The sequence below is a fragment of the Bradyrhizobium sp. BR 10261 genome (assembly GCF_019455395.1).
Taxonomy (GTDB): Bacteria; Pseudomonadota; Alphaproteobacteria; order Rhizobiales; family Xanthobacteraceae; genus Bradyrhizobium; species Bradyrhizobium manausense.
In genome coordinates this window covers 67,894-80,676 of the sequence record NZ_JACOFQ010000027.1, presented here as the reverse complement: position 1 = coordinate 80,676, position 12,783 = coordinate 67,894, and the positions used below count along the sequence as shown (strand labels likewise).

At 63.4% G+C, this 12,783-nt stretch carries 10 protein-coding genes; 5 read left to right on the top strand and 5 right to left on the bottom strand.

From position 1 onward, the window contains the following. Positions 1-40: 40 nt before the first annotated feature. Both HYH07_RS27495 and HYH07_RS27490 read right to left on the bottom strand, forming a co-directional pair. A complete protein-coding gene (locus HYH07_RS27495; protein ID WP_312016696.1) occupies positions 41-1,495 on the bottom strand; it encodes a hypothetical protein in 1,455 nt (484 codons plus the stop codon). 3 nt (positions 1,496-1,498) lie between these two features. Then, complete coding sequence (locus tag HYH07_RS27490; protein ID WP_220005415.1) at positions 1,499-2,269, bottom strand: helix-turn-helix transcriptional regulator; 771 nt, start codon at positions 2,267-2,269, stop codon at positions 1,499-1,501. Positions 2,270-2,455: 186 nt separating this feature from the next. Here HYH07_RS27490 and HYH07_RS27485 point away from each other — a divergent pair, with 186 nt between their 5' ends. The 5 genes from HYH07_RS27485 (at position 2,456) to HYH07_RS27465 (ending at position 9,904) form a co-directional block, all read left to right on the top strand. After that, positions 2,456-4,729, top strand: a complete 2,274-nt coding sequence (locus HYH07_RS27485; protein ID WP_220005414.1) for a marine proteobacterial sortase target protein — start codon at positions 2,456-2,458, stop codon at positions 4,727-4,729. 103 nt (positions 4,730-4,832) lie between these two features. Next, on the top strand, positions 4,833-5,414 hold the full coding sequence (locus HYH07_RS27480; RefSeq protein ID WP_220005413.1) for a class GN sortase: 582 nt from the start codon (positions 4,833-4,835) through the stop codon (positions 5,412-5,414). A gap of 160 nt (positions 5,415-5,574) precedes the next feature. Beyond that, the gene (locus HYH07_RS27475; protein ID WP_220005412.1) at positions 5,575-6,567 is read left to right on the top strand and encodes a glycosyltransferase family 2 protein; all 993 of its coding nucleotides are present in this window, start codon (positions 5,575-5,577) and stop codon (positions 6,565-6,567) included. A gap of 133 nt (positions 6,568-6,700) precedes the next feature. Next, positions 6,701-8,920 carry an acetate--CoA ligase family protein gene (locus tag HYH07_RS27470; RefSeq protein ID WP_220005411.1) on the top strand — a complete coding sequence of 740 codons (2,220 nt, stop codon included), beginning with the start codon at positions 6,701-6,703 and terminating at the stop codon, positions 8,918-8,920. Between the two features lie 153 nt (positions 8,921-9,073). After that, on the top strand, positions 9,074-9,904 hold the full coding sequence (locus HYH07_RS27465) for an MlaD family protein (RefSeq protein ID WP_220005410.1): 831 nt from the start codon (positions 9,074-9,076) through the stop codon (positions 9,902-9,904). An 8-nt stretch (positions 9,905-9,912) separates the two neighbouring features. On the opposite strand, the gene HYH07_RS27460 is transcribed toward HYH07_RS27465, so the two are convergent. From HYH07_RS27460 to fmdA, 3 genes are all read right to left on the bottom strand, one after another. Then, on the bottom strand, positions 9,913-10,953 hold the full coding sequence (locus HYH07_RS27460) for an aliphatic amidase (RefSeq protein WP_220005409.1): 1,041 nt from the start codon (positions 10,951-10,953) through the stop codon (positions 9,913-9,915). Between the two features lie 43 nt (positions 10,954-10,996). Beyond that, the gene (locus HYH07_RS27455) at positions 10,997-11,374 is read right to left on the bottom strand and encodes a zinc ribbon domain-containing protein (protein WP_220005408.1); all 378 of its coding nucleotides are present in this window, start codon (positions 11,372-11,374) and stop codon (positions 10,997-10,999) included. A gap of 176 nt (positions 11,375-11,550) precedes the next feature. Next, positions 11,551-12,780, bottom strand: a complete 1,230-nt coding sequence (fmdA, locus tag HYH07_RS27450) for a formamidase (protein WP_220005407.1) — start codon at positions 12,778-12,780, stop codon at positions 11,551-11,553. Positions 12,781-12,783: the final 3 nt, after the last annotated feature.

The following is a 12,783-nucleotide window of genomic DNA, read 5'->3' as shown; positions in this document are numbered from 1 at the left end:
TCGCGATTCCGCGCCGATCGAGCAGCTGAAGATGTGGGGTTCAAGGCTGTTCAACCTCGATGCCAACGACAGGCAGGCCGAGACGACGCGCATCGCCGATACCTCTGAACTCGGGGCAGGCCCAGGCCAGGATGGCGATGCCTGATTGCGGCAGGTCGAGGCTCAACATGTAACGGTCCACGCCGACCTCGATCGCGGCGCGATCGAGAGCTGCACCGTCGAGATAGAATTGCGCACCGATCTGGTCGAGCGGCTCACGCAGGGCGGGACTGCGGATGCAGACCGTGCTGCGTCCCGGCGCGCCCTTGATCCGAACGGCTGCCTGCGGCTCGCTCCAGCGAAAAGCATGGCCGGCAGCCGATTCCAGCTCGTGAAAGCCGAGCTGCGCGAGGACCTGATCGCCAAGCAGCTTCTTCGCCGATCTGGTGTGCCCGCGAACACGACGGATAGATGCGAGCCGCTGAAGGTGGATCAGCGATGCGATGTAGCGCTTCATCCACCGCGCAATGGCGTCGCGCGAGCCGAATGCTGCCAGCGCTGATAGCACCAGGCGCGCATGAGCGGCGGCAAGGAAAGCCGTGACGCGCGCACGGAGATCGCCGAACAGCGCCGGCCCGCTCCAGCGCCACAGTGCACGCAGTTCCTCGTCGGGCCATTTCCGACCGAGACGCGGCAGGCTGTAACGCAGCAGCGCGTTCAATGCATTGAACGCAAGCGGACGATCCAAATTGTCCCGGTCTTTCCATTCAAAGGGAATTTCGATCAGCTCGTTGCCCGGATCGCGCCGATCCTCGCTGAGAAACCGGCTCTCGCCCTCGACGAAATCGAGCGTGAACGTCTTCAGCTCACCGATCCGGCCGATATAATAGTGGTGGAAGCGCGCTTCCTCGAGATAGCCGATGGCATAGCCTCGCGCATGGTAGGCGGCGGCGAGCACCCATTCGGCGAAATGACCGAGCTCTTCGCGCAGGCCCCCGCACTCCCGATAGACGTCGCGCCGCGTTACGAAGCACTGGTCGAGCACCTTGCGCCAGGGATGCTGCTTCATGCCGAACTCGATGTCGGCCTGGTACATCGCGGCCTCCGCCTCGGACAGGCGGTTGTGGCAGATCGGGACCGAGCGGCAGGAAAATCCGGCCCAGTCGGGATGATCTTCGATGGCGCGGATGCAGAGCGCGATGACGTCGGACTCGGGCCAGCAATGCGATTCCGTGAAGAACAAATAGCGGCCGCGAGCCCTGGCGGCGCCGGCCGCGCAGAGCCCGATATCGTGCACGGAATCCGCGAATTCGAGGCGGGCCTGGCCTGCGGCAAGCGCGTTCAGCTCCGCATGCGCTGTGAAGTCAGGTGGCACGACCAGAATGATCTCGTAGAGAGACCTGTCAGCCGTCTGTGACGTCCAGCCAAGCCAGGACTGCTCCCACTGCCCGCGGTGAAATTCGAGCGGGATGATGACCGAGAACAGTGGGCACGCGACGTCGGATGTTACAGCCACGTCCTATACCGACAAGAGCAGCGCGAACGATTCCTCCACCGTGCGGCGCAGGTGGCTCAGATACAGCGCATGGTTGGCATGGTCAGGCATGATCCGTCCGAGCGCCGGCTCCTTGACGTTGTTGATCGGAACATAGGCGATTGGCGCCGCGACCGGCATCAGCTGTGAGCCGGCGCCGGCGCGCAGCGTCGAAATGATGCCGTACATCGCACCTGTTACGGTCGGCCGCGACACCGTGATGACGCGATGCTGCCCATGCTTGTTGATGACGAGATAGATGAAGCCGGATTGATGCGGCACCGCAACTTCGCCGGTGTGCTCATAGGCGGCATCGGTTCGCTCGCCCTCGCGGAAAACCAGCGAGGACACTTTCGGCTCCCAGGCGATTTCGGTGCGATAGGCGAAGATCGCATCCCTGTCGCCAAAGGATGGCCGCAGGGTCAGGTAGACGCCCTCGATCCAGGTCACCGCACGATGTGAATAGGAGCCGAGGCCGTCGGGTGCGACGTCATTGCCCCCCGCGGGCGCCGGCGCGGCAGTGCTCTTTCGCAAGGACACGCCCAGGGCCTGCTCCAGCCGGACCGTGGTCGCCAGCGTGAACGGGCGCCGGCCGCCGAGCGCCTTTTCCAGGGTCGACAGGCTGAGCTTGGCCTGCTCGGCCAGCGCCTGCCGCGAGATCCGGCGCCTGGCGATTTCCTCGCGGATCATCTCCGCGACCTCGCGGCTTTGCTCGTCCGAAAGCTGCCTGTCGGAGAGCTTGTCTTGCGTCTGCATCGTTAACCCCGCTCCACGGCGTCCAGTCTAGCAGGGCGGACAAGTCAGCACAAAACCGGACATCGCCGCCAAGCGGCTGATGGCTCCGACCGGCCGTGGCGGAACATTACCGATCATTCTGCTCGCGAAATCAGGCCCTCCCGACCGATGCTCGGCGGCATCAAACATGCTTCGGGAGCAGGCCAAATGGTCAATTACGACACGGTGGAAAGCGACGAACACCCTGACGAAAATCCTTGGCTCGGCAGGCTGATCAAGGTCGGGCTGTTCCTTTTGGCGCAAAGCATCGCCGTACTCCTGGTCAGTTTCGTGGCCCTGCTGGTGAGCTTCGAGACCTCCTGGTCGGCGACGACGGAGCAGGCCAGCCTGCTCCAGCCCGGCGATGCCAAATCCGGCACCCTGCTCCTGGAGGAGAATGGCGCCACCACCGAAGCCATCCGGCTCGGGATCGACGTCGACATCACGGTCTCAGGCCCGACGCTCCGCACGCGCGTCACCCAGGTCTTCCGCAACCCGACCAAGGACTGGGCCGAGGCGACCTATGTCTATCCGCTGGGTGCTGACGGCGCCGTCGACACGCTGAAGATGGTGGTCGGTGACCGCGTCATTGTCGGCGATATCAGGGAACGGCAGCAGGCCCGCGTGATCTACGAGGAAGCGCGCCGCACCGGGCAGAAGGCCGCGCTCACCGAGCAGCAGAGGCCCAACATCTTCACCAATTCGGTGGCCAATATCGGTCCCGGCGAAACCGTGCTGGTGCAGATTGAATATCAGGAGCCCGTGCGTCAATCCGGCAACGAATATTCGCTGCGCATTCCGCTCGTGGTCGGGCCCCGCTATCATCCGGCGCCGATCGTGCAGAGCGTCGATTTCCGCAATGACGGCTCCGGCTGGGGCGCGACCCGCTCAGATCCGGTGCCCGATCGTGAGCGCATCTCGTCACCCGTTCTCGATCCCGCCAGGAATGTGCCGGTCAATCCGACCAGCATCACAGTACACCTGAAAGCCGGCTTCGCGCTCGGCGAGGTGAAGAGTCACTCCCACAACGTCAAGATCGAAAGTCCTGATGACGCGACGCGTGTCGTGACGCTCGCGGACGGCGCCGTGCCCGCCGACCGCGACTTCGAGCTGACTTGGAAGCCGGCCGCCGAAAAAGCACCGTCAGTCGGGTTATTCCGTGAGCGTGTCGGCGACGCCGACTACCTGCTGGCTTTCGTGACGCCGCCGGCTGCCGAGCAGACGGCGCAGAAGCCGCTGCCGCGTGAAGTGGTGTTCGTGATCGACAATTCAGGTTCGATGGGCGGCACCTCGATCGAGCAGGCCAAGGCGAGTCTGCTTTATGCGCTCGGTCGCCTGCAGCCGAGCGATCGCTTCAACGTGATCCGCTTCGACGACACCATGGACGAGCTGTTTCCGGCCTCGGTTGCGGCCGATGCCGCGCATGTCGGTGAGGCGACCTCCTTCGTCAGCGCATTGCAGGCGCGCGGCGGCACCGAGATGGTGCCGGCGATGCGCGCCGCGCTGACCGACAAGATCGCCGACACCGGCATGGTTCGCCAAATCGTGTTCCTGACGGACGGCGCGATCGGCAACGAGCAGCAATTGTTCGAGACCATCACGGCGATGCGTGGCCGCTCGCGCATCTTCATGGTCGGCATCGGCTCCGCGCCCAACACTTATCTGATGACGCGTGCTTCCGAGCTCGGCCGCGGGACCTTCACCCATATCGGGTCCGTCGATCAGGTCGAGGAGCGTATGCGCGGCCTGTTTGCCAAGCTGGAGAACCCTGCCGTGACCGGCCTCACCGCGAAGTTTTCCGATGCCAAGGCCGACGTCACACCGGCAATCATCCCGGACGTCTATCGCGACGAGCCCTTGGTGCTTGCAGCGAAGCTCGACAAGCTGGCGGGCTCGCTGGAGCTCAAGGGTCATGTCGGCGACCGGCCGTGGTCGGTGACGCTGTCGTTGAAAAATGCCGCAGAAGGCAAGGGCCTGTCGAAGCTTTGGGCCAGGCGCAAGATCGGCGATGCGGAAGTGGCGCGAACGCTCCGCGAGATGACGCCGGAGGACACGGACAAGATGGTCCTCGCACTGGCGCTCGACCATCAGATCGTCACGCGGCTGACGAGCCTCGTCGCCGTCGACAAGACGCCGAGCCGTCCCGAAGGCGCGCCGCTCAAGCTCAGCGAGCTTCCGATCAACCTGCCGGCGGGCTGGGATTTCGCCAAGGTGTTCGGCGAACGGCCGCAGCAGACCCCGGCACATCTGCGCGAGCGCCGCGCCGATGCGGGCCAGCCCGCGGCAAGACGGCCAGCACCTGTCACCTCGGATACGATCCGCCTGCCCAAAACTGCGACCTCTGCAGAACTGAAGATGATCGCAGGTCTGATCCTGATCGTGCTCGCCCTGATCCTGCTCGTGTTCAACCGGCGTCAGACCTTGCTCACTGACGCCGCTTGAGAGAGGAGCCCCCCAACTCCTCTTGCTTGGCGCGCGCGGCTGCCCGTCCCGAAACCAACGGCCGCGCGCGCCTTTTTCCTGGAATGACGACAAGAGATACGCCATGCCCCGCCTCGTCTCTCCTCTGGTCTTGGCGCTGGTCTTGGCGCTGGTCGGATCAATCCTGTTCGGTGACGGCGCCTACATCCACGCCAAGGCGTGGCTCGCGCAGGTGCTGCTGGAGCATGCGTTCGAACGGAGCATTGCGACCGGCCAGCCGGTCAAGCCATGGTCCTGGGCCGACACCTGGCCGGTGGCGCGGATCGAGATCAAGCGGATCGGCGCAAGCGCGATCGTGCTGGAAGGCACGAGCGGCCAGGCGCTCGCCTTTGGGCCCGGCCACGTCGACCGCACGGTTGACGCCGGCGAGCGCGGGGTTGCCGTCTATGCGGCACATCGCGATACACATTTCCGCTTCCTGCGAAACGTCGTCATCGGTGATGTGATCGACGTCACACGCAGTGACGGCAACCATTTTCGCTATCGCGTGGATTCCTCGACGATCGTCCATTTCGACGCGTCTGACATCGATCCCGAAACTCAAGGTTTAGAGCTTGTCCTTGCGACTTGCTGGCCGTTCGACGCTCTCACCTCCGGCCCGGAGCGCTACCTGCTGCATGCGACCTTGATGGATGATCGTGAATAGCCGTTCGCAATTGCGAAGTTTGGGATTGATCTCGGGCTCGCAAGGCTGACTGACGTCGGCAACAACGACGTCGTCAGCCGCCGAACTGGCGCTGCCGTCAGTAGACCTATAAGAAGGCCTGCGGATCTTTGTGGCGGAGCCGGGCGGGAACACGGGGTAGATGGACGAAGACTTCAGGCAGCGTCTCGAATACCGATTGGAACAGCTGGAAAACCGCGTCGCGCTGTTGGAGCGCAACCTGGGTCTCGTTGCGGCCGGTCAGAGACGGGCCTCGTTCCGCGGTCTTTGGCGGCGTCCGCCAATGTGGACCTTCGAGCAACATCTGCCGCGCCCGCTCAACCTCAACGCGTTCAAGTCCCCGCCTGCGATCCCTGCGAACGCACCGCGGATCGCAATGGTCACGCCAAGCTACAACCATGCGGATTATATCGGCGCCACGATCGACAGCATCGTCGGCCAGGCTTACCCGAATCTCTATTATCACGTGCAGGACGGTGCCTCGATCGACGGCACGGTCGATCTCCTGAAGAGCCGCGGCAACAGCATCAGCTGGAGAAGCGAGCCGGACAACGGCCAATCCAACGCCATCAATCTCGGTTTTGCCGGCGTCGAATGCGAGATCATGGCCTATCTCAACAGCGACGACATGCTGCTGCCTGGGACGCTCGCTCATGTCGTCGACTATTTCATGTCGCATCCCGATGTCGACATTGTCTACGGCAACCGCATCTTCATCAATCGTGATGGGCTTGAGGTTGGACGCGCGGTGCTGCCTCGCCACGATGACAAGACGCTACAATATGCCGACTACATTCCGCAGGAGACGATGTTCTGGCGCAAGCGCGTGTGGGACAAGATCGGTCCAATCGACGAAAGTTTCCATTTCGCGATGGACTGGGATTTCATCCTGCGGGCACAGGCCGCCGGCTTCAAGTTCGTACGCCTGCCGCGGTTTCTTTCCTGCTTCCGGATCCATGACGCACAGAAGACGACGGCAACCTACGCAATCGGTGTCAAGGAAATGGGCATCCTGCGGCGTCGCGTCCTCGGATTCGATCCGACGCAGATGCAGATAAGGCGCGCCATTGCGCCTTATCTGCTGCGGCAACTGGCCTATCACTACAGCTACAAATTGGGTCTGCTGCGCTACTGAGAACGGCGCGGTTACGTGCGATCCGCCGCGCATTCCGCCACGCGGCATGCAGCGCCGCCGGTTGCCACTCCTGTCAACTCACCCTACGATCAGCTGACGCGCCGCCAAGAAGAACAACAGGTGAGGTCACGCCATGGAAGCTCAGGTCTCAGTCGCGTCGGTTCCTGGCCGCCCATGGTCGCCACCGCCCGATGCCGGCGACATCGTCAAGCGCATCCACGCCATGCTGCATCCACACAACATCGTGCTGGTGGGCGCGACCGACAAGCCGGGCAATTACGCCGAGCGCATCTGGAACAATCTGGTCAAATACGGCTACGAGGGCGGGCTCTATCCTGTCAACGCGAGGCGCGAGAGCATCTGGGGCGTCACTTGCTACAAGGACTTTGCGAGCCTCCCGGAAAAGCCCGACCATGTTCTCGTGCTGGTGCCCGCGCGCTTTGCCGTGCAGGTGATCCGCGACGCCGCCGCTGCCGGCGCGCGGTCCGCGACCATCGTCACCTCGGGTTTCAGCGAATTGCAGGATGAGGAGAGCCAGAGGCTCGCCACCGAGCTGCAACAGGCGGTGCGCGAGACGGGGCTCGCCGTCACCGGTCCGAACTGCCTCGGCAATTTGAGCGCCGGCGAAAAGCTCTTCACCAATATCGACGACCGAACCGTCACCATGGAACAGGGCGCGGTGGCGATCGCCGGGCAGTCGGGCGCCATCGTCATGGCAATCAGGCAGGCGCTGGAAGATCGCGGCGTCGGTGTCGGCTACATGGTGACAACAGGCAACGAGACCGGGCTCGAGACACCGGACCTGATGCGCTATTTCGCCGAGGATCCGAGCATCAAGGTGATCGTGGTCTATCTCGAGGGCGTGCGCAACACCAGAGCGTTTCGCGATGCCTGCAAGGCCGCGCGTGCCGCCAGCAAGCCTGTCATCGCTCTCAAGCTCGGGGCATCGGAGGGCGGCCGCGCCGCCGCGATGGCACACACCGGCGCGCTCGCGGGCTCGATCGAGACATTCGACGCGATTGCAACGCGCGAAGGCGTGATCCGCGTCGCCGGGCTCGACGAGCTGATCGAGACCACCGAGTGCTTCGTCCACGCCATCGTGCCCAAGGGCGACCGGCTCGCGGCGGTGACGCTGTCGGGCGGCAAGCGCGGCATGCTGATCGATGCCTTCTTTGCACAAGGCCTGAGTTTCGCGCCGCTCAGCCCGCATGTCAGCCGCGAGCTCAGCAAGATGCTCGGACCGGGCTCGATCGTGGGCAATCCGCTCGACGCCGGCTTTGCCGCGGTGGTTGATCCCTCCGTCTACATGAAGTCGATCAAGCTGATGATCGACGATCCCGATATCGACATCGTCATCGTCGACGCCGAGTTTCCAAAGGCGCCGCACGAGCAACGCGAGCGGAACTTGCGCATCGTCAACGAGATGGCGGGCCGGGCCGGAAAGCCCGTGATCTATATCAGCGCGATGTCGATCGGCTTCACCGAGTTCACCAAGGGCTTGCGAAAGTCGCTGCCACATCTGACGGTGATGCAGGGCATGGACCGCGCGGTGACCGCGATCAAATCGCTGCTCGCCTATGCGAAGCTGCGCAAGGAAGTGCCCGACATCGTCTCGAGCTCGAAGTCGGCGGCACGCGCCTTGCTGGAGAAGACGCTGAAGTCGGCGCACGGCGCCGCGCTCGACGAAGTCGCGTCGAAGAAGCTGCTGAAGGCCTATGGCATCCCAGTCTCGAAGGAGGCAATCGCGCAGACCGCCGCAGAAGCCGCCGACATCGCCAGGCAGATCGGCTTTCCGGTCGTGGCAAAGGTCGTCAGCGCCGAGATCCTGCACAAATCCGACATCGGCGGCGTGGTGCTGAACCTCAACAGCGCGGCCGAGGTGAAGAAGGCGTTCGCTGACATCACCGCGCGGGTGAACAAGCTGAAGGGCAGGCCGAAGCTCGACGGCATCCTGATCGCGCAGCAGGTCAAGGCTGATCTCGAGCTCGTCGTCGGCGCCTCGCTCGATGCCGAGATGGGCCCCGTCGTGCTGTTCGGCACCGGCGGCATCGACATCGAGCTGATGAAGGACGTGGCGCTATCAGGCGCACCGCTCGACCAGGCCGAGGCGCGGCTCTTGATCGGCCGGACCAAGGCCGGCGTCAAGATCCGCGGCTATCGCGGCAAGCCGGCGCTGCACGAGGCCTCGGCCGTCAAGGCGCTGGTCGGCCTGTCCAATCTGATTGCGGATGCCGGCAACCGGATTGCCTCGATCGACGTCAATCCGTTCCTGATCAATGCCAGGACGGGCGTGGCCGTCGACGCGCTGATCGTGCTGAACAATGCCGCCGCCAAGCGCGCCGCCGGGCATTGACGTCGCGTAGAGCCGTAGGACGGATTAGCGCAGCGTAATCCGCCAATTTTGCACCACTGGAGACAAAAACGGCGGGTTACGCTGCGCTAACCCCTCCTACGTACCATGACTGCGTCCTTCCAACTTCCCGGCATTGGCCGTAGACTCCACTTCATGGCACGCGCGAGCAATCTTGTGATCGGAACGGCGACGCTGACGGCGATCGCCGTCGCGTTCGGCGGCCTGCTCGGCGTGCAGAAATGGCGCGCCAGCCAGAGCCGCAGCCAATTGCGCGTCGTTTTCGAAGGCGGCTCCGCGAGCGGCCTGCGCCGCGGCGGTCCGGTCAATTTCGACGGCGTGCCCGCCGGCCAGATCCTGTCGATCAAGCTGGAAAGTCCGCGCAAGGTCGTGGCGCTGGTGTCGCTCGACAACACCGCGCCGATCCGCAAGGACACGGTGGCCGGCATCGAGTTCCTGGGCCTCACCGGCGTTGCCGCGGTCTCGCTGATCGGCGGCGCCCCGTCGGCGCCACCGGTGCCGCTGGACCCGGATGGCATCCCCGTGCTGACCGCCGATCTCAGCGACGCTGAATCCATCGTCGACACGCTGCACAGCGTCGACCGCACCATCGTCAGCAACGCACCTGCGATCAAGGACGGCCTGCGGACGTTCGAAAACTACACAGCCGATCTCGGCGCCAAGGGCGAGGAGATCGACGCCGTGATGCTCAAGGTCGACACTGCATTTGCGGGCTTCGACAAGGCGGTCTCGAAAATCGAGGGTGCGGTGCCGGGTTTCGTCAACGGCAAGGCCGACGAGCTGTTCGAAAAGGTGAAGGGGCTGCACGAGCTCGCCGACACCATGAAGAAGAAATCGGCAAGCTTCCTTGAGGAGACCCGTCGCTCGCTGCTCGACGTCAGCGAAGCCGCCAACAAGATGAGCGGGCTGCCTGCGCCCGCCGCGGCCCCGCGCCCGCCGCGCAAACCGGCGCAGCCGAAGCGATAGGTCTACCCCTAATAGTTGCTCGGCGCGGCCTCGTTCGGGATGCCATCGATTGGGCACTCGGCGGTGCCCGGCGTGGCGCGTGTCATGGCCTCGACCATGTCGCGGGTACCCTCGGGGTCCTTGATCCAGTTCTTGTAGAAATCATACGGGCAGGCCGCGACGCCGCGCGGGCTGTCGCCGGAATTGATCATGCCGGTGTAGCCGCGATGGACCAGCTTGTAGAGATGGTTCTGCGACTGGCCGTTGCGCCGCGCATCGCGGATCAGGTGTTTCGAGAGCTGGGCGTACTGGATCCCGTAATCCTCCTCGCCACACTCGCCGAGCGTACGGCCATCGAAGCCGATGATCGCGGAATGGCCGAAATAGGAATACACGCCGTCGAAGCCGGCAGCATTGGCGACCGCGACATAGACATTGTTGGCCCAGGCCATCGCCTTGGAAATCATGACCTGCTGCTCCTTGGCCGGGTACATGTAGCCCTGGCAACGCACGATCAGCTCGGCGCCCTTCATGGCGCAGTCGCGCCAGATCTCCGGATAATTGCCGTCGTCGCAAATGATCAGGCTGACCTTGAGGCCTTTCGGGCCCTCGGAGACATAGGTGCAATTGCCGGGATACCAGCCCTCGATCGGCACCCATGGCATGATCTTGCGATATTTCTGCACGATCTCGCCCTTGTCATTCATCAGGATCAGCGTGTTGTAGGGCGCCTTGTGCGGATGCTCCTCGTGACGCTCGCCGGTCAGCGAGAACACGCCCCACACTTTCGCCTTGCGGCAAGCCTCGGCGAAGATCGCGGTTTCCTCGCCCGGCACCATGGACGCCGTCTCGTACATCTCCTTGGAGTCGTACATGATGCCTTGCGTGGAATATTCCGGGAAGATCACGAGATCCATGCCGGGCAGGCCGACCTTCATGCCCACGATCATGTCGGCGATCTTGCGGGCATTGTCGAGCACCTCGGCCTTGGTGTGCAGGCGGGGCATCTTGTAGTTGACGACCGCGACGCCGACGGTGTCGTTGCTGCTGGAAATATCGCCGTGAAGCATGTTGAGCGCTCCTGTACTTTATTTGATTGATATTGGCGTGGCGTTAGTGGCTGATCATCCATGGCCGCGCGGTGGGAAAGCCTTTGGCGCCGCTTTTGCTCTTGGTGATCAAACGCGCGGGCTTCTTCTTGTCCGCCGCGTTCTTATCCTTGACGGTCTTGCCCGATGAACAACAACCGCAGCCGGGGCCGTGCGAGGCCTTGTATTGTGTCAACGTCTGCGGCGCGTGCGCACTGCGCTCGTTGACGGCGTGCGCCTTACGCTTGTCTGCCGGCATGCAGAAGAAATTCGGTGCGGTCAGGATCACGCGCGGCGCCATCGTTTCGCAGTGCGGACAGTTTTGCGGATCGTCGCATTCGGCCATCGGGCGGAGGTCCTTGAAAGGTCCGCAGTCGTCGCAGAGATATTCATACACCGGCATCGGGATGTCCTTCGTGTTCTTTGATCCGTCATCTGAGGCGCTTTAGATGGGCCGCGTTGCGCCTCATCTAGAGCCTCGAGGGATGTACGGCCGAGATGCAGCCGAGCCGTCGTCCTTCGAGGCTCGCCTTGCCTTGCAAGGCGAGCACCTCAGGATGACGGGGAAAGAACGCACGATCATTTGTCCGGCGAGATCGGCATCTTGATATCGCCGGTGATGTGCTTGATCGGGCCTGCCGCCGACGGCATCACGTCGAAGTCAAAGATCTCGGTCGGCAGCCACAGCGTGGCGCAGGCGTTGGGCACGTCGACCACACCGGAGATATGGCCCTGGCACGGCGCGGTGCCGAGGATCGAATAGGCCTGGGCGCCGGAGTAGCCGAACTTCTTCAGATATTCGATGGCGTTGAGACAGGCTTGGCGATAGGCGATGTGGACGTCGAGATAATGCTGCTTGCCGGCCTCGTCGACCGAGATGCCTTCGAAGATCAGATAGTCCTTGTAGTTCGGCGTGATCGGCGACGGCTTGAAGATCGGATTCTTGATGCCGTATTTCGACATACCATCCTTGATCACCTCGACCTTGAGATGCAGCCAGCCGGCCATCTCGATGGCCCCGCAGAAGGTGATCTCGCCGTCGCCCTGGCTGAAATGCAGATCGCCCATGGAGAGACCCGCGCCGGGCACATAGACCGGGAAGTAAATCTTCGAGCCGCGCGAGAGATCCTTGATGTCGCAATTGCCGCCATGCTCGCGCGGCGGCACGGTGCGCGCGCCTTCGGCGCCGATCCTGGCCTTGACGTCGCCCTTGGCACGGCCGCCATGCGCCGTCGCCGCGAACGGCGGATTGGCGAGACCAGGCACGCGGGTCGGGTTGGTCGAGATCAGCTCGGCCTCGCGCTTGTTCCAGGTCTCCAGCATCTTCGGATCAGGTAGACAGCCGATCAGGCCGGGATGGATCAGGCCGGCGAAGTTGACGCCGGGCACGTGGCGCGACGAGGTGTAGAGGCCCTTGATGTCCCAGATCGACTTCTGCGCCAGCGGGAAATGGTCGGTGAGGAAGCCGCCGCCATTCTGCTTGGAGAAGAATCCGTTGAAGCCCCACAGGCTCTCCTTGAGCGGGCCGACGTCGAGCAGGTCGACCACGAGGAGATCGCCGGGCTCGGCGCCCTTGACGCCGATCGGTCCGGAGAGGAAGTGCACGATCGACAGGTCGATGTCGCGCACGTCGTCGGCGGAATCGTTGTTCTTGATGAAGCCGCCGGTCCAGTCATAGGTCTCGATGATGAAGTCGTCGCCGGGATTGACCCAGGCCACGATCGGGATGTCCGGGTGCCAGCGGTTGTGCACCATGTCATTTTCGTAAGCCGACTTGGTGAGATCGACCTTGATCAGTGTCTCTGGCATCGA